This window comes from Nitrospirota bacterium, assembly GCA_016178585.1.
Classification (GTDB): Bacteria; Nitrospirota; Nitrospiria; order JACQBW01; family JACQBW01; genus JACOTA01.
Map to the genome: position 1 here is coordinate 23,179 of JACOTA010000015.1, position 20,370 is coordinate 43,548.

Below are 20,370 nucleotides of genomic sequence, written 5' to 3' on the forward strand. Positions count from 1 at the left end.
AAAATTTAAGATGAGACTACCGAAAATTGTTTTCAACCTTTTAATATTATTGGCTCTCATTGGCGGCTTGATCTTGGGCGGATGCAGTTCTGCTCCACTCAAACCACTTGCAAGAGACTACACTTTAGATAATTTTCAAGAAGCGGGTCGATGGCCTAACCAGGATCCCGTCTTGCTCCTCAGTACCATGCAGCTTTTCTACTCGACCGGCCGCACCCAGCAGGGGGTGCGGTATTTTCACTCTCTGAGCGAGACCTATCCCGACCGGGCATTATTGAAAGTCTGCGAGGGGACGCTGATGGCAAAAATGGCCTATGACGTATCTCTTCTTAAACGGATCGGCTGGGTCAACGACGCCCTCAAAAAACTGGATGAGGCAGAAAAGGACGGGTCCGTCGAAACGTTGTATCTAAAAGGCCTCGTTGAATCAGAGCTTCCTGGATTTCTTTTCGGCAGGGCGAGCGCCGCAATAACCGATCTAAACTCGGTTTTGTTGAGACAAAAGGAACTGCCATTTGAGGCAACGAGAGGGCTTCATTCAGCCCTCGCACGGGCTTATGCCACTCTAGGCGATGAAGAAAAATCCAAAACCCACTTGAAGATTGCGGGCCTTTCTTCATTGGATGGCCCCCATCTGTTATCCAATAACCGTGTCACTTCATTTTTATCCAACGCCAGTATCACTTCAGAAGATGGTTATCGATTCGTAAAACCCCAGGTCATCGAAATTGCAAATAAACTATGGGTCATTCAGGGCTATGATTTTGCAAACATGATTGCCTGGGAAACCTCAGAGGGTGTCGTTCTGGTCGACACAGGAACCACAATTCCGTCAGCGCAAAAAGCCAAGGCCGCTCTAAGGGGTGTCACGCAAAAACCGATTCATACCATCATCATCACGCATTCCCATTGGGACCATGTTGGCGGGATTTCAGTATTCATGGAACCCACTACCAAAGTCATTGCAAGTGCGCTCTTCGAGCAGGAACTTCAGGTGGTCAATGAGGCGCCCCTTCCATTCAAATATATCTTTGGAAAACATACGAAAAAAGAGCCCTATGCTTTTAAACCGGATCATCTTGTTCGGAAAACAGAAGAAATCTCCATTGGAGGTTTGCAACTGCGGCTGATTCCGGTATCGGGAGGTGAAACCGCGGATGCGTTGATTATTTATGAGGGTCAGAATCAGATTGCGGTAGTCGGTGATATCTTGATGCCCTACTTCGGCGCTCCCTGGGCGTCGGAAGGCTCGCCCGAGAACTTATTAAAAACAATCGGCGTCTTGCGAGAACTGGACGCGAAGGATCTTATTCATGGGCACGACCCGCTCACACGCTATTTCAACAGGAACGCCCTCCCAGGCCTTGAGAAAGCCATTGAAGAAACGATCAAAAAGACCAAGGAGATGACGTCGCAAGGTCTTACCGCGGCTGAAATTCTTCGTAATCTGAAACTCCCTGAAGTTTTGAAGAGAGAGCCCCATGCTGTCCTTTCATTCCTGGTGATGCGTGAGGGTCTCATTCAAAGAGTCGCAAGGGAAAACGTGGGATACTGGAGCGCCGATGGCGAAGGGATCGATCCCGTGACTCTGGATGAAATGGCTTTAGCCGTTGATCTTGTCGGAGGTCAAACCGCCTCGGCTTTTATCATGGCGGGAGAAAATCTCATGAACCGCGGCGACACGATCCTGGCCGCCCGCATTTCAAGGCTCGGCACTTTGCGATATCCCGAAAATGCGAAGATAAAAGAAATCTATTTAAGCGCGCTGGAGCGTTTGCGCGACAAAAACCATCTAGTCAATCCATTCAAATTCATGATTTATTCAGAAATGGGAAAAAAAGAACTCAAACCGATTAAGGAGACCAACCATTAGTCCGGCGAAGCGTCTTTGCCTTATCTTATATAGCTAAGGATTTTCCCGGATTTGGGATTTGCGGATTTGCCAATGAGTTTGACGCTGAGGCTCTATCGATCATGCACACAATCAATACACCCAAGAACAGAGTTAGAAAGCTGTCATTGCGAACAAAGTGAAGCAATCTCAAGACTTTACGATAAGATTGCCACGCACCCTTCGGTGCTCGCAATGACATGATTAATAAGTGGGTGCGAAGTCTATCGCTGGTCTTGTACACACAAAAGTTGACTCCTGTCTGTTTTTGATGTACTATTTGAATATGTACAAAATAATGGGGGAGTCACTGCCATGCCGAGAATAGCGGTTGAAGACAACAGCCGGATGTCATTGCGGATTCGGGCCGAGGAAAAAGCGCTGCTCTTGCGTGCGGTGGCGCTGAATCACACCGACTTGACGGATTTTGTCATTCGTCACGCCTTGCTTGCCGCCAAGGCGGTCATCAAGGAGGCAGATCATCTGCAACTCTCCGAGAGGGATAGTTTGCAGGTTCTGAATCTGCTGGAGAATCCGCCTGCTCCGAACACAAAACTACTGAAAGCCGCTCGGTCGTTGCCAAAACGGTCATAATCGTGACGGCCTGGCACGAAGAGCCGATCCACAAGAAACATGATCGGGAAGCTTTCGACTGCGGCGAAGAAGCGCTGAATGAATTTTTGCGCCGTTACGCCCGCAAGAGCCACGAGCTGGGCGGAGCGAAAACATTCCTTGCGATTGACGATGCTGACAACAAGACCATTCTCGGCTTCTACAGCCTGAGTCCCGCCTCGATTGACTACGCCCGGACGCCGGAAATTATACGGCGCGGGCTGGCACGCCATGACGTGCCGGGCTTTCGCTTGACGCGCCTGGCTGTGGACCGCAGATTGCAGGGGCAGGGAATCGGCGGACAACTTCTGCTCGCGGCTGGCAGACGCTGCCTATTGGCCTCGGCGGAGGTTGGCGGCGTCGTGCTTGTCATCGACGCCAAGAATGAAAGGGTCGCAGGATGGTATGCCATCTATGGCGCTGTGCCACTGCTGGACTCCCCGTTATCTCTGCTACTGCCGCTTGTGACAATCGAGGCCGCGCTCAAAAAAACCGGGAAATACTGATATCATTTCATTCTCCAACCTATACATCAACCCGTTCTTCTCGAATGGTCATGACTCCCAATAACAATTTCTTAGTCCTTTCATATTGCTCTTTTGCTTCTCCTCCCACATCCTGAAAAACCAATATAAATTTCACAATAACACAAGACCCCTCTTAGGAATAAAATAATGACATAACCATTTGATATTACTAATGTTTATTAATATCATTTTGGCCCTGGGGATAGTCTGGTGACATAACTTTCCACCTGAAAATAATTTGACGTTTGATTACAGTTGTAGTAGAATGTAAACATGATTAGTTTCGATTCCTCAACTCTTATTCTTTTGGCCAAGATTGACCTCTTAAAGGAAACGCTTCAGGATATCGAAATAATCATTACGGATATCGTTCAAAAAGAATGTACTATAAAAGATACTTATGATGCAAAAATCATTAGCGCCTTAATCGCTTCCAATCACATAAAGGTGGAGAAAAAAGTTTCCAAGAAAGAAATGCACCTGATCATGAAAGATCTTAATATCAATGCCGGGGAGGCATCTGCTTTATGGTTGGCCAAAAACAGGAAGATCCCGCTCGCAACTGATGACGGCCCCACGATAAAAGCATGCAAAGTTTTCAACATTCCATTTTTGACCGCCATTCACTTCCTGCTTGATATATTCGAGAGCGGCATCATCTCAGATCGAGAAATGGCGCTTGTGAAGGTGGAAAGACTTGCCACCTATGGAAGGTATAATCATCGGATTATTGAAAGCGTTATCAGTCGAATCAAAGGAGAAAAACCATGAGTGTCTTGAGCATCAGATTAAAGGAAAACGAACTTGAAAGAATTAAAGAACTCTCCAAGCTGAGGAAAGAGGACAAATCTACTGTCGCAAAGGAATTAATGGATTGCGGCTGGGATTATTTAATGGTGAAGCTTTATAAAGATGGAAAGATCTCTCTGGGAACGCTTTCTGAAAAACTCAATCTGTCGATGAGCGAGACTCTTGATCGCCTTGCCGAGTTCGGAGTCACAGCGCCGATTGAATATGAGGACTACCTGAAGGGCTCTGAATATTTTAAGAAGATGAAAGAGCGTTAAAAGCATCCCGTCTAAATTGCTTGATAAGCAATAAAAGACCCCTTTTGACTTTTTTACAGCAGACAAATAAATTGTCGTGAAGAAAGTCTGTCCCTATCTTAGGAACCTTATGTCGAGCTCGACATAAGGTTCCTAAAAACAACAGAGGAGGAAACAGATGAAAGAACCGATTATCGCGCAGAAAAGTCCGTACGTCAAAGAGATGGAGCCTGGAACCTACTATTGGTGCCGTTGCGGCAAGTCCAAAAATCAGCCTTTTTGCGACGGGGGACACAAAGGTTCGAAATTCAGCCCGTTGGAGGTCAAAATCACTGAAAAGAAAACGGTCGCCTGGTGCGGGTGCAAACATTCAGCCAATGGATCTTTCTGCGACGGATCGCATAAAAAACTGTAAAAGACGGAACATGATAACCCAAGATGGCATCAAAGCGGCCAAAAGTGGCGGCTTCGCTATATCCGTGCCGATATGGAGGGAGTCTTTATTCTCCCTCCATATTGATCTTGCAATTTATTTGAGCGTTTTAGGACTTTGATAAATCATCAAATGGGCATAGGGGGTCCCTTCAAACATGACATAGGTGCCAAATTTTGAGGGGAGAGAAGGAATCCCGCTCGCTTTTGAATCGACCGGCCAAAAAATCATCCAATGGGGTGGCTCACTGACTCTTTGGGCGCCCGGTTCTTCCTTCATCAAAATCTTACCCTCTTTTTCAAAATGCCATCCCCCTTTCGCCATGTAAGAGAAACCAGGCGCTGTATTGGTCGGTTTCGGTGCGCCGCTCATGAGGTCATTGATCCATTGAGAGGCTGCCTGATCGGCACAGACCGGGTCGGGAACCTCCTGGCCGTCCACATCGGGGAAACAGGTGAACCCGTTGCTCCCCTTTTTGGCTTCAACCATTTTTCCCTCTTCGCCGGGAACCATGACGGATGAATCCTTTGCGATGTTTGCAGGGGCCGCGCTCAAGGCAAGCTTTACTAACGCCTCCTTGCTCATCCCTTTGACCGGGCTCTTCCCCTTTTCCATGGCTATCGAGAGGGAGGTAACTCCCATCAAGAATAAAACAACCAGAATCATTCGTTGAAAATATTTCATCGCTTCTTTCTCCTTCTCTGAGTGAGGTTTAATAGAGGAGTGCCTGCCCGCCGCGGCGGGCAGGCTACGGCTCCTCAACGCCCCGCCGCGGCTTTGTCGACGGTTACTCGGCAGTCGTTGGATCGATGACCGAAGCGACTTGGGAGACCCGGTTTGCAGGGAAACCTCCTTGCTGGGCATGTTCTCGAACCATTTTTTCGTTCGGCGCGATGTAGACGCAATAGATCTTATCCCCAGTCACGTAACTTTGGAGCCATGAAATCTGCGGTCCCATCTTGCTCAGCACGCCGCAGGATTTCTGCGAAATGGCTTTGAGTTCTTGAGCCGACAATTTGCCGGCCCCCGGAATTTCACGTTCAATAACAAACTTTGGCATGTTAACCTCCTTTTGGTTGATTAATAAATTTATAATATTGGGTCTATTCCCTTTCACGGGTAGAACTCTAGCAGAGGGATGTTGCGAAATTGTTGCGGTGGAAACCTTTGTTTAAAACAGGTGAATTTAAAGTTTTTTTTGATCAGGCGAAGAACTTGGAAGGCGACACGACTTTGGCCTTGAGAAACTCTTGCGGAAAATCTTTTGGCCAGACGAAATTATCCGTTTCGGCCCATTTATGGAGTAAATCCGCGCTGGGATTCTTGTCAGGTATGTATTGCTCTCTGAAGCCTGAGATGCCCGCTACGAGCACGTTTGTATCTACGACAATACGCCGTTTCCGTTTTTTAGTTCCCTGTGGCAATGGCGATCTCCGGAGCACTCCTCTCTTTTCGATAGGAGCGAACTGCTCGCAAAATTTCTTCTTCAGAGATTTTGCCCATGTCTTTTGCCGCCTCCGTCAGAGATTCCACAAACTCCTTCTTCCAGCCCTGGCGCTTGCGTCCTCGAGGAAGGTCCTTGTAGAGACCCACCCAGTTCATTCGCTCTTCTATCTGTTTTCCTAGAGCTCGGAATGGCACTCCTAGTTTGATTGGGTCTTCTCCCGCTGAGGGACGGCACTCGAAGAAAATATACTTTGGATTCTTCGATTTGAGTTCCTTTTCAGACGAGAGGAATACCGCCATGAACCTGGAAAGAATACTCGTGCGAGTTCCCAGGTATTCTTTCAGAGAAAAAGCGATTTTTGCCGCAAGGAGAGCGTCTCTGTCGAAGAAATACGTTCCCTCCCGTTGCCTGGGCATAACAACTCCAAATTGGACTAGATTTTGTAACTCTTTCGGCTCGATTTGCAGAACAGCGCTCGCCTGTTTGAGCTTTAACCATTGCTTCGTCATATTTCCTCCAATTAACATCTAAATATTAGATTATATTGTGATGGATGTCAAGGACTTCGTCGATGAGGGGATTTATGGGTGGTTTCTTTTTGATGGAGGTGCAGTGTTATCTATTTTCCCCATGAATGAGGAAGCTTCCTGTGCATTTCCAGGAAAAATCAGCTTGGGAGAAAATAGTGTTGTCCCTATTTTCGGGGAGCGTGGCCAGGCGCCATACTGCGGCGCACGGCCACGGCCGCCAATCCTCAAATGTCAAATCCCAAAACTACCGGGCGCAACGGAACCCGAAGTCGCCCGAGCTCGGCGGCCCGTCGAACGCGCGCAGGGCAAACACTCCGGCAAAAGTGCCGCCGTACCAGTTCCCGCCGCGGAGCAGGGCCGCAGGGAAGTTGGCACTGCCGATACCTTGACCCGCAGCAGGATTGGTGCCAAACATCATGTCAGTCCCATAATCCGTACCGGCGCTCATGGAGAACGTATTTGTAGGGGCCCAGTTATTCCCGGCTGTGCCATTCCCCTGCATCCAGTCGGCCACCCATTCCCAGACATTCCCCACCATGTCGTTGACCATCCATTTGGAGACACAATTGCTCCGGGAGCCGGTATTGACTGGATTCCCGCTGGACACGTTACAGTCGGTGGTGCCGTTATCCGTCCCCGGGTCGGGGGTGCCGGCCGCCGCCATCTGCCACTCGGCATTGGTCAAAAGCCTTTTTCCCGATAGCGCGCAAGCCTGCTGGGCCTGAAACCAGGTGACACTGGATGAAGGTAAAACCCCCGGTTTTGAAACAGCATATAGTGGCGTGGTCCAGTTGCCGTTTGCCGGAAAAGTGCCGGGCAATATGGTTAGCCCAAAGGTTGGTTCTCCATAGGCAGTGCCGGAGCCATCCGGAGCGGACCAAATGCTCGCCTCGTATTTGTCCACGCACAACGGCCCCACTTTGACCATCACGTCATTGGCGCTGTTACCGGGACAGGCGGTCTTGATCGCGTCTATCGCTGTGGCCAGGGCGCTGAAATTGGCGTTGACCTCGCTCGATTTGGCGGTGGTCCCCGATGTGAAAATATTAGGCACCGTGGTCGCGGCCCAGGCATAGATCCCCGCTCCCACAATCACCATGGCTAATAACATCACGACTTCAAGCAGGGTAAAACGTCTTTTGAAAAGTTTTTTCATGATTCATTCCTTTTTTTTATGATCCATTTTTGTATTTCATAATAGATGGATTTTGGGGTCAGAAGTTTAATTTCATCCCCAGGTCCCCTGATCCCAGGCCATTTGATCCCAGGCAGACCCTGCGGCCGGGTTGGCCACGGGAGCCGCCGACCCGCCGCCTCCCCCGCACCCTGCCAGAAGTCCAATGGCAAAGATCAGGAAAAAGAGCCGTGTAAATGGCTTTAACCGTTTCATAGCAATCACCCCCTTTCATCAAGAAATAAAAAACGTCGGGAAGCCCCCAATAAACCATTGGAACCAGGGGGTCTAAAGACCATAAATAGAATCGTTGCCAGCGATAAAAAGATGAAAAAAGAGAAGAACTGAGGAGATCTTAAGTAAGGTGTTGTGAGTGAGTGATGCAACATCGGTACCCCAAAAACTAATTGTAGGAATATAGCCCAAAAACCATCGGGAAATCAAACCCTATTACAGACCCCCGACATGGGTATGAGATTAATTTTATTTTTTTACTGGAACATGGCTGGAAGCATTTCTGCCACCATCCGGACAGTATCAGCGGGGATTTTCGCCATCCGGGCATGTTCATAGATCAGTTCGATATTGGGCGCTTCATACTCACAATACATCTTCCCTTCATCGGAATTTTCAGCCTCTTGATACCTTCCAAACGCCAGGAAGGTTTCGCAGAGACTGGAGTAAATATTTCCTTCCGCTTCCTGATCCTGAAAGGATTGCGCGATTTTCAATGCCCCCAAACTGGTCTCAAGTGACTCTTCCATCCGTCCTGTCTCGCGGTAAATGACCCCCAGGGCCGCCAGAACAGCTCCTTCGGCCACATGGTCCTTTTTCTCCCTGGCCAAACCAAGCGCTTCACGGTAATAAGGAATGGCTTCTTTCGATCTCTTCCCGATCCAGAGCGTTTGACCTATTTGACAAAGGAGTGAACGCCGGGGCTCAAAAAGAGCCTCTTTCCGGTAGTAAGAGAGGACGGTTTCATAGTAATGAAGCGCCCGGTCAACATCCTGAACGCCTCTGATCATCAGGTCCCCTAACCGCTTGCAGATCTCGGCCCATGAAGAAAGATCCCCGCCGTCGGAGAATAGGGCGGCCGCTTCGCTGAAACAGGATGAGGCCTGGCCGAAATCTCCTCTTTTTTCAAAAATAATTCCCATTCCCTTGAGGGCCTCTCCTTCCCGGCAGGTACTTCCCCCCATCTCCTTTGTAATCTTAAGCACAGACTGGTAAAACTTGAGCGCCTCCTCTGTATTGCCCAAGGCCAGATAAAGCGATGAGACGTCGAGAAGATAATGAATTTCACCGAGACGGTCGCTCTCTTGCCGGTGCATTTCGAGGGCTTCAAGGGTGTTGTCAATGGCCTCGCTAAGGTTCCCGGTCAATCTGCAGATCCTGGAAAGAATATTGAGCGTCCGTCCCTCGCCGTTTCGATCTCCGATTTTTTGGAATTCACGACGCGCCTGACGGTAGTATTCCATTCCTTTGTCGTAATTTCCTATGCTGGCATAAATCTGACCTAAATTATGGAGATCTCCTGCCACTCCCCTTCTATTTCCAATCTCTTCATGAATAGTGAGGGCCTCTTGATTGGCCTGAAGCGCTTTGTTCAATTGCCCGGAATGCCAGTGAATAAAACCGAGCTCCCTCAGCGCAATCGCTGTTTTTTCCCTGTTTTTCTCTTTTTTGAAAAGGTCCAATGCCTGGTCAACCAGATCCACCCCTTCCTCCCATTGCTGAGTCGCATTGCGGATATTCGCCAGGGCCAGATAGGCCTCCCCAATTTCTATGGGATCTCCCAGCCGCCGGGCAAGCTGGATCATATCGGAGACCACCTTTTCCCGTTTTTTAATCTGGCCAAGTTCATCCAGGATCTTTTCCTTCATCTTGCATAAGGAAAGGTTCTGCCGGTATCTCTCTTCGTCATCGGCAAAGGTGGAACCATGGAGAATGAACAGTTCTTCGGCCTGTTGAATAAAGATAAGCGCCGTCCTGTAAGCAAAGGAACGAAGAGAAGCCCTGGCCGCCTCTTTCAGGTAATGAAAGGCCTTATACCACACTTCAGCCGTTAAATAATGATGGGCCAGCTCCTGATCGATCCCATCTCCGGAAGCTCCTGATTCAAGCGTCTGGGCCACCCGGAGGTGAAAGGCTTTTTTGTGACTGAACGTTAAAGAGTCAGAGATGGTCTGGCGGATATTCTCATGGACAAAACGGTAGGTCCCCTTTAGATGAGGATCTTCCTGGATAAAACCAAAGCGGATCAACTCCTCAAGAACCATCACGCTTTCCATCTTTTCGGGCAGAAGCAATTTTTTCAAGAAATCCTGCGTGAACAAACGGCTCAGGGTGGAAAGGAGTCCCAGGGTTTTTCTTTGATCCGGTTCGATCCGGTCCAACCGGGAAAGGATGATTTGTCGTATTCCATTGGGAAGTTTCCACTCTATCCTCTCCATCTGATTGGCTTCCGGGGAGATCCATTTTCCTCTGGCATTGACCTTTAAAATTCCTTTTTCCAGGAGGGCCTGAAGAAACTCCACGACAAAGAGGGGGTTCCCTTGCGTCCCCTCATAGATCCATTGAGCCATTCGTTCCATCTCGCGCAAGGATTGATCTCTGGATTTCATTTTCATAAAAAGATCGGCCATGGCCTCGTTTGAAAGATGCGAAAGAAGGATAGCGCGGGAAGAGAACCTTTGAATCGAGGTCAAAAAATTTAAAAAAAGAGGATTTGAGGAAATCTCTTCAGCCCGATAGGTCGCTAAAATCAAGAGTTTTTCTCTGGAGATCTGCCGAACCAGATAGGTCAAAACTTCCAACGTTTCGTCGTCGACCCAGTGCAAATCGTCCAGTAACAAGACCAGAGGCGTTTGAGCAGATACGGCAATTAAAAGCCGGGTCAACGCTTCAAAAAAACGGTGCTTCTCTTGTTCCACCGGAAGAGGAGGAAGGATCGGAACATGATGACCTGGAATCAGTTCCGGAATAATCTTGCCCGCGCAGGTTAGCCAGAAAGGTTGTTGGGAGAAAAGGATCTCCCTTCCGGGTCCTTTAAGAATCTGCCGAAAGATTTCAGTAAACGGTTCATACGACAGTCTGAGAGGAGGAGCATAACATCTCCCCACAGCCGTAAGAAAAGATCGTCCTCGTGCATAGACCAGTATCTCTTCACAAAGCCGGGTTTTTCCGATCCCCGGTTCCCCGCCAATCGCCACAATGCTCCCTTTCTGATGAAGGGCCCCGTTGAGGTGGGAAACAAGCAGTTCCACTTCTGTCTCCCTCCCCACAAATGAAAGCCTCCCCAGGGAGTAAGGCACTCTGCTCTTTTTTTTAACTGTAATGGAAGATCGCGGGGTTTTGTCAATACCCGAAACCCGTCTTCGAAGAATCTGTTCATGCAAATGAATGGTTTCTTCGGAGGGGGAAACCCCTAACTCCTTTTTCAAAACTTCAACGCATTTTCTGAAAAAAATCTCCACTTCATTAAAATGACCACTTAGATAGTGGCACAACATCATCTTCCGGTAGGCTTCTTCATGGCAGGGATCAGAAGCGAGAATTTCCCTGCAGGATTCAATCGCCGAAGGGTATTGATTTAAAAAGAGATGACTTTCCGCTTTGGCAACCAGAAGGTCCTGGCGGACTTTTTTCCAATGTTCCCGAAGGGGGACGATCCAGTCTGTGTCCGGCTCATCTGCAAGAAAATCCCCCCGAAAACAAGAAAGCGCTTTTCCATAATAATCGATGGCCTGTTCCCAAAGGTCCTGTTTTCTAACCTCCTGACCCTGACGGTAAAATGAGGTGACATCATCGGTATCCAGGCGGACCTGTGGAGAAGCGTTAAAGGCATATCCCGTTCTCTCGGTTAAAATATAGCTGGAAAGCCTTCCCTGACGAAGGTCAGGTTCCAAAACCTTTCGAAGTTTGGAAATTGAAGAGCGGAGAGATTTTTCAGCCTCTTCAGGCTCTAAATTGTTCCAGATGAGGTCGATAATCTCTTCCGATGAGAAGACACGACCCGGCGCCGTGAGGAGAACTTTGAAAAGAGAGCGGGTTTTTTGCCGGTCCCAGGCCTTTGGGGGGAGGGGGTTCCCATTGATAAAGATGGCGAGTGGTCGAAGAACCTCGACCCTTAAAGGGAAATTTCTAGAAGGAGAGACCTCCTTTTTTTCCAAAAATCCTCTTTTCATTACCTTGAAACCCTTGTATCCCAATATCGGTCATAGTCATTTATGATAATCATGCCTTTTTTAATTTAAAAAGGCAAGTTCAGCTCTTCTCCCTAGAACAGCGATAGAAAGTTGTCATTGCGAGCGAAGCGAAGCAATCTCGCCATCGTGAACCGAGATCGCCACGCACCCTGCGGGCGCTCGCGATGACAGGCAAAACAAGGAGTTACAAATCCTATCTCTGTTCCTGGGGAAGAGAAGAGACCCTGTAAACTGGAACTCGTTATGGACGAGGCCCTGGAAAAGAATTTATATAAAGCGCTTAAGACGAAAGACTCGCGCTATGACGGCAGAGTCTATTATGGAGTTAAAACAACAGGGATTTACTGCCGCCCCATCTGCCCGGCATTTTAAAAATCATTGCGAAGATTTTTACAAGTAAAGGAAAAAATAATGAAAGAGAATCTGTTTTATGAAAAATGGGGAAGCCCCGTTGGTCATTTGTTCCTTTATTCGAACGACACTCATCTGCTCGCTCTCACCTTTGCGCAGAATAACGAGAGAGTGTTAAAACAATTAAGATTCGATCATTTTAATCAAGGGTCTTCAAAAGTGATCGAGGAGGCTATTTCTCAGCTCACCGATTATTTTCAAGGCACGTTGACTCAGTTCCAGATACCTTTCCGTCTTGAAGGGACAGATTTTCAGAAATCGGCATGGAACTCTTTAAAACAAATTCCTTATGGGCAGACCATCACTTATAAAGAGCAGGCCCAACGATTAAACAATAAAAACGCATTAAGGGCTATCGGCACTGCTATCGGCAGAAATCCGATTTCAATCATCGTCCCCTGTCATCGCGTCATCGGATCGAACGGAACTCTTAAGGGATATGCGGGCGGATTGTCAGCAAAGGCAAAGCTCTTGGAGATTGAAAAGCTTTCTACAAAGGTTGGATAACTTTTATTTTGAATCCATTCGGGAGTCTTCCCGCTTCCGAATCGTTTCTGGCATTTCCTCTCCAACAGCCCGAAGGAAAAAGACAACCGTTGATCCGCCAAGAAAAGAAAAACGTTTGGTCAATTCGCGGCAAAGCGCCTCTTCACCGTCCCTGCTTGTTTCTTTTAAATACTTCACAAATGATCCGTGTTCCCTGCGTATCACCAGGAGTTCCCGCGCATTTTCGAGGGTTGCGGACACTTTCCGGTAATTTCGGACGATCCCCTGGTTTTTCATTAAGCGGTCGAGATCGGATTCGTTAAATTGAGCGACTTTTTCCACGGAAAATTCACCGAAGGCTTTCTGAAAGTCGGGCCATTTTTTCTCGATGACGTCCCAGTTCAGACCGGAGCGGAAGATCACCTTCGTCATCTGCTCAAAATAGCCGTCGTCGTTCACCGGCCTTGCCCCTAGATGGCAAGTATTAAAACCTAGTTTTGAGGTTGAAGATAGTCGGAGTTTCGCATGTTTTTTCATCGGCTGTCTCCTATGATACACGTTTACCTGTTCTCAGGATTTTTCTATGAGCTGTTTTAAAGAATCGAGGCACTGAGCGTAAATTCCCTCAAACAACCGAGTCACTTCGTCCTCCTGAGCAGGATCGAGAAGATCAAAATCAGTCTCCCACACAACCACCGAACCCTTGCCGTGGGGCATGACGGCAAAACTGCCACGGTAGTTTTTCGCCGGAAGGGGTCCCTCGATAATCGTGTAAGCATAAGAACGCTTTTCGTTGGAATAGTCCCTGATGCTCTCACGCATATGACCGCTTCCATCGGCCAGGGTGCAAACCCGTTGCGTGCCTTCAACCTTGGCATCGGATAGCATAGGAACCCACCGGTTTACGGCAGCTAAATTCCCTACTACTGTCCAGGCCTTGTCCGGCGACGCATTAATATTGATGGTATTGTGAAATTGTGGCATGAGATTTTCTCCTTATGAGTTGGTTATTAGTTGGATACCTGTCTACTCCTATACTAAAAAAATTGTCTATCTCTTTTTCGGCCTCAGCCGGCTGTTTTTCAAGACACTTGGCATGACAGCGGATTGGCTGAGACGCTTGATCAACTCAGGGTTATTTTGAGACTTTGCCAATAAAATAATCCCCTCAAAGTACCCAAGAATCGCATACGCGCTCAATTTTGTATCGATTTCATCCAGCTCTCCCATGGCGACGGCGTCACGCAGCGCTTTTTCAATGTAATAGGCAATCTTCTCAAAGATCTGGGCGATTTTTTCGCGGATCGCTCCATCCTGAGTGCTCAATTCGATCGCCAAATTACCAAAATGACAACCATACATTTGGCCGCCACTATCTTTGACCAACCGCTGATATTGGTAAGCGAGTTTAAAATAGCGTTGAATGCGCTCGAGAGGAGGATATGTCTGAGAAAAGGCTCGTTCCAAAACCGTTTTGTTGAGCAGGTCCCATTGCTGTTCCAGGGCCGCCAGCGCCAGATCCCGTTTTGTCTTGAAGAAATAGTGAAAACTCCCCTTTTTAACATCCGCATGTTCGCAAATATCCTGCACGCTCACACCCGCGTAACTCCGGCTGTAGATCAGATCTATCGCGCTTTTAAGAAGGCGCTCTTTTGCGTCGCTTGTCCGTCCCATGTTGATATGTTATAGACGACCGTCTAACTAAAGTCAAGCCTGTTTTTCAAAAAAGCTATTCAATGTGTCTGATAGGGGCTTTCCGATTTGAACTTTTATTTTCCTTAAACATCTCGCTCTTGGCTATCTGTTTAACAACGGTTGACGCTTATCCATCCTACCAACGCAGATCAAGGGTCGCCGTTAGAAATTTCGTCAACGGGGCGGAAGTTTGGCAGAGCCTGGCAAACCGGTCAATAAAGTCAGGAGAACCGGCATCTTTTTCGGAGAGTTCGGCGATCGATACAAAATCTTTTCGCTTTAATCATGGGGTCAGATCTATTGTTGATTATCAATTGATAACAATTGATAATTACATCCCCTGAGACTGGGAGGGTCAGTTCTTGACTTCATACACATACATAAACTTACGGAAACGAATTAATTCTAAATATTCCTTCAAAAATAAACTGAAAATTATTATTCTCCTGATTTAGCCTCAATTTGTTAATCGATAATGGCAATTTACCTTCTTCGGTTTTTTATGGTCTCCTAATTGAAGGAGCCGAATTCCGCTTTGGTTAAGAAATCACAGAGCACCTGGTATGCTGTTGGCGGGTTAGGTTGAGGAAAGTTGGGCTTTTCCCATCGTTTACCATGGGCAACCCAATTACGGTATTCACAAAGTCGCGAAGTATGTTCAAAGATTTTCTCGGGAACGGCCGATTCAAAATGTAGAATTGCTTTCTCAATTCCTCTGGGGCGGCCACCGGACTCTTCTCTAAGAAGAGATTTCGGATGATTAAAAATGATGTTTTCAAATTCTGAAACAAGAGATACGATGGTCTGATCGATAAGCTCTGTTTCGGCATTTTCAAGCAATTTTTTTGCTTCTTCTGTTTTTTCTTCTTTATTTATGTCAGAAAGAACAACAGCTTTTTGATATGCAATGCCTTTAAGTGAATATTTATTTTTGAGGAAGATTAATAGAATTTGCCGGCTATCATTGAGGACATGATAGGTTAGGAGAACCTCTTTAAACCTTATGGAATCTTCGTTCACGCTAACGAACGTTTAAGGAGGTCTTCAAAGACATCTTTTGAAAGCTCCGGAAAATCAGCGGGTTTCATTCCAAACCCATGAACCCATTTTTTCTCATTGGTGAAATACAAGAACATATATGTTCCGTTGGGAGATACCATATCCGCCCTGCCATTAGCTCCAATAATTAAGGAGCCCATTGGTTTGATCTCTACTTTTTTATTATTAAAGACTAAAGTTAGGAAAGGAACTTTGTAAGTGCCGAGAGTTTCTTCCATTATTTGTTTCTCTCCCTCCTTATAATCGATCAGTTTTTCCTTTTTTGCTTCTGCAAGCCAGGTCTTAATTTTTTGAAATAAGGCATCAAGGGCAGCCAAGTATTCCTTTTTCATACCATCCAATAATTCTGGATCATAGACCTTTTTTTGCTGACGTAAAAAATCTGTCAGGGTACTCATGATTACCTTCCCTTCTTTTTTTATTAGCTCATCAAAGATATTGAATCTTCTTTAATAAAGCATAGTATAATTAATAGCAGGAGCAATTGCAATAAGGGGTCAAAATCGTGTTTTGACTCATTTGCCCGTAAATAATTCCAAGGATAGAGTGGGGTGGAGTATTAGAAGGATATACTCAGAGACAATGGTAGGTAAAAAATCCAAATCGGGAATTGGGGGACATCCATTTACCAACGTAGGTCAAGCGATACCGTTAGAAATTTCGTCAACGGGGCGGAAGTCTGGCAGAGCCTGGCAAACCGGTCAATAAAGTCAGGAGAACCGGCATCTTTTTCGGAGAGTTCGGAGATCGACACAAAATCTTTTCGCTTTAGATCCTCTATAAGTGGATGGTCCGCATCAAACCCGGCGGGTGGCCGCACAAGAGATTCGCCGTCTAATTTATGTGTTTTCTTGAATCTTTTATCGGAAAGGAGCGCTTTCCACTGTTTGGGACGGTTCGCAATCGCTTCGCGGATTTTCTGAAGCGTATCTCTCTCCGGATGCCAGATTCCGGCTCCCGCAAAACTATTGCCCGGTTCGAGGTGGAGATAAAAACCGGGGGCATGCGCGTCTTTGGCCATTTCATGACGGAAATGGATCCCGGCCATGGTCTTATAAGGACTTTTGTCCTTCGAAAATCGGGCATCCCGGTAGATGCGGAAAAGCGAACCTCCCACAGGACGGGAATCCGCGACATAATGGCGGCTGATCTTTTGTAAATGGGGCGCAAAATCGCGGATAAAGTCGAGAGAGGGGTTGCGAACCTCCGCGATGTAACGGGCTTTATTTGCCGTAAACCACTCCCGGTTATTATTCATCTTCAATTCTGTCAGAAACTTAAAAAAATCAGCGTTGAAATAAATGCGGTGGGTTAACGTGACTTTCATCTGTTACCTAACTCTTCTCCATCAGGTTTTTTAATACACCGAACTCATGTCTGAGCGCCTCCACCTGTCCGGCAAAAATCTCATCCGAAAGATCAGGGCTCTGAAAAAAGGTGAAGACATATTCAGCCCCTTGCCCATTTGAAATGACCCGTGATGCCACGTATCCCTCGACTCCGGGAGCCGGGGAGGTGTAAAAATCAATGACCCCCGTTTCCGCGTCAGTCATATACCGCACCGACATTTCACCATACGGGGTCTGGATCATCCATTTTTGTCCATCCCGCCGGATGCCCTGACAAAACTTGACGGCCCATTTAGGCATATTTTCCGGCCTTTCTAAAAAGTTAAACACCTTTTTGGGACTGGTCTCAATCGTAACAGTCTCAGTATGTGCCTTCATCTTTATACCCTCCCTTTTTTTGTTTTAAGTTAATGAATAAGGGTATTCTCCCTTCAGAAGGTGACAACAGCTTGTCAGGAGTTTTTTGAGGGCGAAGAGAAGGCTTCCTTCTCACAGAGCCGGATAAAATCTTGAAGCGTTAAACCGGGTCGCGGTGTGAATGTAGCTTCCGTTTGCCGGGCTTCGATAATCCGGTCTGCCCGAAAGACCCGAAGATCCTGCCGCAACCGGCAATAGGCGGGGATCAGCCATACATTCGCATATCGAACCAGACCAAGAGGCTCGACTTCGCGCTTCGTTTTTTTACCCCGTGCAATTCCATCATACGTAATTGCCAGGACTTTCCGACGATTGACCGCTTCAAGTAGCAGACCCATAGGTCCTGTAACCCGGTCAGGCGATTTAATCAGCACACGATCTCGACTCTCGGCCACACGGGCAAGCGCCTCGGAACTTAAGACCGCTTCGATCTTGGCGATAGCAGATCGAAGCCGGTCTTTCAGGGATGAATCCACCAGGGAATCTAACAGCCTGGCTCCAGTCGTTAGAGCTTCGGCCTCATCCGGCGAGAACGCCAATGGCCGGAGTTGAGTCGTTGGCGGCAGACGGTACCCGTCACCCGCCGTTCCCACCACGGGAAACCCGGCATCCTGAAGCGCCTGAATGTCCCGATAAACAGTCCGGAGGCTGACCTCAAACTGTTCGGCCAGATCCCCGGCACGCAATCTTCTCCGGGCCGAAAGCAACAGACCAACGCTCAGCAGCCGTTCCAGCCGGGTCATCATCTCTCCCTTTTCTTTTAATCATCATCTTGTCCGGATTCTAACCATGCCCCTAAGGCCAAAGCTATGGTTGCTTCTTTTCCAGTACTTCCACTTGAGTGAGCAAGGGAAGACGATCGTTTTTCGCGACTTCCTTCCAGTCGCGGTCTGTCAATGCGCCTTCAATTGCCCAGAGAAGATTCAAGCTCGGGGCACACCCCACGCGCTTCACCGCAACGAAAGCAGCCGCCGGACCCATTGCCCGCAACTGATCCTCCGTCTTGATGCCGGCGGCGGCAAGCATCTCTTGCGAGTGCCGACCTAGATTTCTGAGCTTTCTGATCATGATTCACCGCAGCCTTCACCAACGCGTCCGCATGCGCGTAGGGTCGGTTTTTTTAGGGATGGTCCCATCTTTCCAGTTCCACCATTTCAGCAACTCGGGATCATGAATGGTATTGCTCGCATAATACACAGCACACCGGAAAACATAAAGAACACAGCGGTCTATATGCATACCGCGTAGCTGACAAAGATCACGATACATCTTTTCCGGGTCTTCGCCTTTAAGCTCTTTTATCTGTGAGTAACCAAGTTCCACGAAGTCCCGAGCGAGACTCGGGCCAACACCTGGAATAATCTGAAGTTCTTTCGAGGGGTTCGCATGGCGTTTCATTCTCACCTCCATCTCTTCCGCAAGTCCAAGTCTAAATTAACAGGCTCGCAGAAAGCAAGCGAGGCGGCGCTTTTCGCGAGTCCGTGTTGAACGCAATGTCAGGAGTGGGCCCGTGCATAGGCAACGAACAATGCGGTTTGAGCGGCAGAATCGGGACAATCCATTCGAAGCCACTCATTTTCCCTCCGTTTAATCTTTAACAACAGGATGTCTCCGCTTCGCCTGCCGGAGGACAACAACTCTCTGAATTTGAAATTTCAGACCGAACCGTTCCCGGCTCATTCACCGTAAAGAGAGTTTTGTATGGCTCTCCCTTTAATTTTGATGCGGTATCGGTGCAGATCTCCACCCTTTTGTTCCGGGGAAAATAATGGCCTTCCTCATCCATAATCCCCTTGAAGGGACCCAGATAAATGGCCGTCTGGCCGATGAAATTGCACCCTTCCTTTTTCTCAAATTTAAATCCTCTCACGGTGAGGGAATAAAAAGGATAGCCTTCCACCTCTTTCCAGAAGGCTTTCTTAATGATTTCCAGACCGTAAAAACCGGCCTCTTCCAGATAGGCCAGAAACTCTTCCTGGGTGAGTGCCCCTGAAATACACTCACCCCAGAGCTGGGGATTCAAGGCCAGTTTGGCCGAAACAGGATCTTCAGCGATAATATCTGAAATCACCGCTCGTCCATGATCTTTTAAGACCCGCCACATTTCCGCAAAGACCTTCTTTTTATCGGCCGAGAGGTTAATCACGCAATTGGAGGTGATCAGGTCAACCGTGCGATCCTCGACCGGAATGGCTTCCAGGTATCCCTTGCGAAATTCGACTACGTCGAATTCAAGGTTCTGAGCAACCGGAATTTTGTTTCGGTCGGCCACCTCCAGCATCGATGGCGTCATGTCCACGCCAATAACCTTTCCGGTTGGACCGGTCTTTTTGGCCGCGATAAAACAATCAATGCCCCCTCCCGAACCAAGGTCCACCACGGTCTCTCCCGCTTTTACCTGTGCTTGAGAAATGGGAGAGCCGCACCCATAAAACCGGTCGATCACCTCCTGCGGAATATGGCTGATCTCTTCAGTATTAAAATTCACCGGACAACAGAGCTCTTTTTGGGGCACCTCTGCCGCTTTTCCATAAAATGCCTGTACCAGGTACCGGGTCTTTTCAACATTAAACGACAGGACACAATTCGAATGAAGAAGCGCCACCTCTTTTTCAACCTCGATTCCTGACCCATCGCTTCCGCAGGAGATGGCCCCCTCTCCCATGGCATGGTAAATGATTGGAGCTTGAAATCCCGATTTTAAATTGAATTGATTTTTCCGGCTTTCTGCCAGATCGACCATGGTCTCTTTAATCAGGTTGATATAAAGATCATAGTAAGGGTCCTCTCATTCAATATCTCCTTTGCCGGTCAGACTTTTCGTATAGAAATAACTATGCTCGATGTCCCCTCCCCCGGTTATAAAACGGAAGGGGTCTGCCTGCAGCCCTTTTTTATGGGCTACCGTGGCCTGGCGGAACTGTTTAGCCACTACACTATTCTCCAGAAGGTCCTTCATCGACCTCTCAAATACATTCCCCAGATCCAACTTTGAAGTGTTGGCAAACGAAGCGGAGGGATAGAGGTGTCCATCGGAATAAAGACAAAGGCTTTCCCAGCAGGCATTCCCAAGATCAAATTTAAC

Annotated in this window: 26 protein-coding genes; 8 read left to right on the top strand and 18 right to left on the bottom strand. The window is 47.8% G+C overall.

Translation table 11 applies throughout. The features are described from left to right. The first annotated feature begins 10 nt into the window (after positions 1-10). The 6 genes from HYR79_02660 (at position 11) to HYR79_02685 (ending at position 4,491) form a co-directional block, all read left to right on the top strand. Complete coding sequence (locus HYR79_02660; GenBank protein MBI1820589.1) at positions 11-1,873, top strand: MBL fold metallo-hydrolase; 1,863 nt, start codon at positions 11-13, stop codon at positions 1,871-1,873. A 333-nt stretch (positions 1,874-2,206) separates the two neighbouring features. Further along, positions 2,207-2,485, top strand: coding sequence for a DUF1778 domain-containing protein (locus HYR79_02665; GenBank protein ID MBI1820590.1), 279 nt, complete (start codon positions 2,207-2,209; stop codon positions 2,483-2,485). Further along, the gene (locus tag HYR79_02670) at positions 2,482-3,009 is read left to right on the top strand and encodes a GNAT family N-acetyltransferase (GenBank protein MBI1820591.1); all 528 of its coding nucleotides are present in this window, start codon (positions 2,482-2,484) and stop codon (positions 3,007-3,009) included. The genes HYR79_02665 and HYR79_02670 overlap by 4 nt, the downstream gene beginning before the upstream one ends. Before the next feature lie 294 nt (positions 3,010-3,303). Beyond that, complete coding sequence (locus HYR79_02675; protein MBI1820592.1) at positions 3,304-3,801, top strand: hypothetical protein; 498 nt, start codon at positions 3,304-3,306, stop codon at positions 3,799-3,801. Then, positions 3,798-4,097, top strand: a complete 300-nt coding sequence (locus tag HYR79_02680) for a hypothetical protein (protein MBI1820593.1) — start codon at positions 3,798-3,800, stop codon at positions 4,095-4,097. The genes HYR79_02675 and HYR79_02680 overlap by 4 nt, the downstream gene beginning before the upstream one ends. 157 nt (positions 4,098-4,254) lie before the next feature. After that, the gene (locus HYR79_02685; protein MBI1820594.1) at positions 4,255-4,491 is read left to right on the top strand and encodes a CDGSH iron-sulfur domain-containing protein; all 237 of its coding nucleotides are present in this window, start codon (positions 4,255-4,257) and stop codon (positions 4,489-4,491) included. 114 nt (positions 4,492-4,605) lie between these two features. Here the strand turns inward: HYR79_02685 and HYR79_02690 are convergent, their stop codons facing one another. The 6 genes from HYR79_02690 to HYR79_02715 form a co-directional block, all read right to left on the bottom strand. Next, positions 4,606-5,193, bottom strand: a complete 588-nt coding sequence (locus tag HYR79_02690; GenBank protein MBI1820595.1) for a hypothetical protein — start codon at positions 5,191-5,193, stop codon at positions 4,606-4,608. 103 nt (positions 5,194-5,296) lie between these two features. Next, on the bottom strand, positions 5,297-5,569 hold the full coding sequence (locus HYR79_02695) for a DUF4242 domain-containing protein (protein ID MBI1820596.1): 273 nt from the start codon (positions 5,567-5,569) through the stop codon (positions 5,297-5,299). A 347-nt stretch (positions 5,570-5,916) separates the two neighbouring features. Then, the gene (locus HYR79_02700) at positions 5,917-6,465 is read right to left on the bottom strand and encodes a hypothetical protein (GenBank protein ID MBI1820597.1); all 549 of its coding nucleotides are present in this window, start codon (positions 6,463-6,465) and stop codon (positions 5,917-5,919) included. 265 nt (positions 6,466-6,730) lie between these two features. Continuing rightward, positions 6,731-7,642 carry an SUMF1/EgtB/PvdO family nonheme iron enzyme gene (locus tag HYR79_02705; protein MBI1820598.1) on the bottom strand — a complete coding sequence of 304 codons (912 nt, stop codon included), beginning with the start codon at positions 7,640-7,642 and terminating at the stop codon, positions 6,731-6,733. Between the two features lie 72 nt (positions 7,643-7,714). Beyond that, a complete protein-coding gene (locus tag HYR79_02710) occupies positions 7,715-7,876 on the bottom strand; it encodes a hypothetical protein (protein MBI1820599.1) in 162 nt (53 codons plus the stop codon). Positions 7,877-8,151: 275 nt separating this feature from the next. Continuing rightward, positions 8,152-11,847, bottom strand: coding sequence for a tetratricopeptide repeat protein (locus HYR79_02715; GenBank protein ID MBI1820600.1), 3,696 nt, complete (start codon positions 11,845-11,847; stop codon positions 8,152-8,154). A 264-nt stretch (positions 11,848-12,111) separates the two neighbouring features. Here HYR79_02715 and HYR79_02720 point away from each other — a divergent pair, with 264 nt between their 5' ends. Together HYR79_02720 and HYR79_02725 are read left to right on the top strand one after the other, a co-directional pair. Then, on the top strand, positions 12,112-12,240 hold the full coding sequence (locus HYR79_02720; GenBank protein ID MBI1820601.1) for a hypothetical protein: 129 nt from the start codon (positions 12,112-12,114) through the stop codon (positions 12,238-12,240). A 39-nt stretch (positions 12,241-12,279) separates the two neighbouring features. Next, the gene (locus HYR79_02725; GenBank protein ID MBI1820602.1) at positions 12,280-12,786 is read left to right on the top strand and encodes a methylated-DNA--[protein]-cysteine S-methyltransferase; all 507 of its coding nucleotides are present in this window, start codon (positions 12,280-12,282) and stop codon (positions 12,784-12,786) included. Positions 12,787-12,789: 3 nt separating this feature from the next. Here HYR79_02725 and HYR79_02730 read toward each other — a convergent pair whose 3' ends face one another. The 12 genes from HYR79_02730 to HYR79_02785 all read right to left on the bottom strand — a co-directional run. Further along, positions 12,790-13,302, bottom strand: a complete 513-nt coding sequence (locus tag HYR79_02730; GenBank protein MBI1820603.1) for a DNA-3-methyladenine glycosylase I — start codon at positions 13,300-13,302, stop codon at positions 12,790-12,792. Positions 13,303-13,335: 33 nt separating this feature from the next. Further along, entirely contained in the window at positions 13,336-13,749 is a 414-nt protein-coding gene (locus HYR79_02735) for an SRPBCC family protein (GenBank protein ID MBI1820604.1), read from the bottom strand. A gap of 66 nt (positions 13,750-13,815) precedes the next feature. Next, the gene (locus tag HYR79_02740; GenBank protein ID MBI1820605.1) at positions 13,816-14,439 is read right to left on the bottom strand and encodes a TetR/AcrR family transcriptional regulator; all 624 of its coding nucleotides are present in this window, start codon (positions 14,437-14,439) and stop codon (positions 13,816-13,818) included. A gap of 531 nt (positions 14,440-14,970) precedes the next feature. Next, on the bottom strand, positions 14,971-15,480 hold the full coding sequence (locus tag HYR79_02745) for a hypothetical protein (protein MBI1820606.1): 510 nt from the start codon (positions 15,478-15,480) through the stop codon (positions 14,971-14,973). After that, positions 15,477-15,917 (bottom strand): hypothetical protein, encoded by a 441-nt coding sequence (locus HYR79_02750; GenBank protein MBI1820607.1) that lies wholly within the window; start codon positions 15,915-15,917, stop codon positions 15,477-15,479. Before HYR79_02750 ends, HYR79_02745 begins: the two co-directional genes overlap by 4 nt. 227 nt (positions 15,918-16,144) lie before the next feature. Beyond that, entirely contained in the window at positions 16,145-16,846 is a 702-nt protein-coding gene (locus tag HYR79_02755; protein MBI1820608.1) for a DUF2461 domain-containing protein, read from the bottom strand. Between the two features lie 7 nt (positions 16,847-16,853). Further along, positions 16,854-17,246 carry a hypothetical protein gene (locus HYR79_02760; GenBank protein MBI1820609.1) on the bottom strand — a complete coding sequence of 131 codons (393 nt, stop codon included), beginning with the start codon at positions 17,244-17,246 and terminating at the stop codon, positions 16,854-16,856. Between the two features lie 74 nt (positions 17,247-17,320). After that, complete coding sequence (locus HYR79_02765) at positions 17,321-18,031, bottom strand: YafY family transcriptional regulator (protein MBI1820610.1); 711 nt, start codon at positions 18,029-18,031, stop codon at positions 17,321-17,323. Between the two features lie 61 nt (positions 18,032-18,092). Continuing rightward, entirely contained in the window at positions 18,093-18,353 is a 261-nt protein-coding gene (locus HYR79_02770; protein MBI1820611.1) for a TfoX/Sxy family protein, read from the bottom strand. 15 nt (positions 18,354-18,368) lie between these two features. Beyond that, positions 18,369-18,683, bottom strand: coding sequence for a helix-hairpin-helix domain-containing protein (locus tag HYR79_02775; protein MBI1820612.1), 315 nt, complete (start codon positions 18,681-18,683; stop codon positions 18,369-18,371). 196 nt (positions 18,684-18,879) lie between these two features. Continuing rightward, positions 18,880-19,950: a methyltransferase domain-containing protein gene (locus HYR79_02780; protein ID MBI1820613.1), complete on the bottom strand. Its 1,071-nt coding sequence runs from the start codon at positions 19,948-19,950 to the stop codon at positions 18,880-18,882. 123 nt (positions 19,951-20,073) lie between these two features. Further along, on the bottom strand, positions 20,074-20,370 hold a 297-nt coding region (locus tag HYR79_02785; GenBank protein MBI1820614.1), incomplete at its 5' end, for an SPASM domain-containing protein.

What these genes read in the sequence shown, in the direction of transcription:
- HYR79_02735 (MBI1820604.1), bottom strand. Translation starts at nt 13,749, where the DNA reads ATGCCACAATTTCACAATACCATCAATATTAATGCGTCGCCGGACAAG.
- HYR79_02685 (MBI1820594.1), top strand. Translation starts at nt 4,255, where the DNA reads ATGAAAGAACCGATTATCGCGCAGAAAAGTCCGTACGTCAAAGAGATG.
- HYR79_02665 (MBI1820590.1), top strand. Translation starts at nt 2,207, where the DNA reads ATGCCGAGAATAGCGGTTGAAGACAACAGCCGGATGTCATTGCGGATT.
- HYR79_02755 (MBI1820608.1), bottom strand. Translation starts at nt 16,846, where the DNA reads ATGAAAGTCACGTTAACCCACCGCATTTATTTCAACGCTGATTTTTTT.
- HYR79_02760 (MBI1820609.1), bottom strand. Translation starts at nt 17,246, where the DNA reads ATGAAGGCACATACTGAGACTGTTACGATTGAGACCAGTCCCAAAAAG.
- HYR79_02700 (MBI1820597.1), bottom strand. Translation starts at nt 6,465, where the DNA reads ATGACGAAGCAATGGTTAAAGCTCAAACAGGCGAGCGCTGTTCTGCAA.
- HYR79_02775 (MBI1820612.1), bottom strand. Translation starts at nt 18,683, where the DNA reads ATGAAACGCCATGCGAACCCCTCGAAAGAACTTCAGATTATTCCAGGT.
- HYR79_02740 (MBI1820605.1), bottom strand. Translation starts at nt 14,439, where the DNA reads ATGGGACGGACAAGCGACGCAAAAGAGCGCCTTCTTAAAAGCGCGATA.
- HYR79_02690 (MBI1820595.1), bottom strand. Translation starts at nt 5,193, where the DNA reads ATGAAATATTTTCAACGAATGATTCTGGTTGTTTTATTCTTGATGGGA.
- HYR79_02660 (MBI1820589.1), top strand. Translation starts at nt 11, where the DNA reads ATGAGACTACCGAAAATTGTTTTCAACCTTTTAATATTATTGGCTCTC.
- HYR79_02705 (MBI1820598.1), bottom strand. Translation starts at nt 7,642, where the DNA reads ATGAAAAAACTTTTCAAAAGACGTTTTACCCTGCTTGAAGTCGTGATG.
- HYR79_02695 (MBI1820596.1), bottom strand. Translation starts at nt 5,569, where the DNA reads ATGCCAAAGTTTGTTATTGAACGTGAAATTCCGGGGGCCGGCAAATTG.
- HYR79_02680 (MBI1820593.1), top strand. Translation starts at nt 3,798, where the DNA reads ATGAGTGTCTTGAGCATCAGATTAAAGGAAAACGAACTTGAAAGAATT.
- HYR79_02750 (MBI1820607.1), bottom strand. Translation starts at nt 15,917, where the DNA reads ATGAGTACCCTGACAGATTTTTTACGTCAGCAAAAAAAGGTCTATGAT.
- HYR79_02765 (MBI1820610.1), bottom strand. Translation starts at nt 18,031, where the DNA reads ATGATGACCCGGCTGGAACGGCTGCTGAGCGTTGGTCTGTTGCTTTCG.
- HYR79_02770 (MBI1820611.1), bottom strand. Translation starts at nt 18,353, where the DNA reads ATGATCAGAAAGCTCAGAAATCTAGGTCGGCACTCGCAAGAGATGCTT.
- HYR79_02725 (MBI1820602.1), top strand. Translation starts at nt 12,280, where the DNA reads ATGAAAGAGAATCTGTTTTATGAAAAATGGGGAAGCCCCGTTGGTCAT.
- HYR79_02780 (MBI1820613.1), bottom strand. Translation starts at nt 19,950, where the DNA reads ATGGGAGAGGGGGCCATCTCCTGCGGAAGCGATGGGTCAGGAATCGAG.
- HYR79_02710 (MBI1820599.1), bottom strand. Translation starts at nt 7,876, where the DNA reads ATGAAACGGTTAAAGCCATTTACACGGCTCTTTTTCCTGATCTTTGCC.
- HYR79_02715 (MBI1820600.1), bottom strand. Translation starts at nt 11,847, where the DNA reads ATGAAAAGAGGATTTTTGGAAAAAAAGGAGGTCTCTCCTTCTAGAAAT.
- HYR79_02720 (MBI1820601.1), top strand. Translation starts at nt 12,112, where the DNA reads ATGGACGAGGCCCTGGAAAAGAATTTATATAAAGCGCTTAAGACGAAA.
- HYR79_02730 (MBI1820603.1), bottom strand. Translation starts at nt 13,302, where the DNA reads ATGAAAAAACATGCGAAACTCCGACTATCTTCAACCTCAAAACTAGGT.
- HYR79_02675 (MBI1820592.1), top strand. Translation starts at nt 3,304, where the DNA reads ATGATTAGTTTCGATTCCTCAACTCTTATTCTTTTGGCCAAGATTGAC.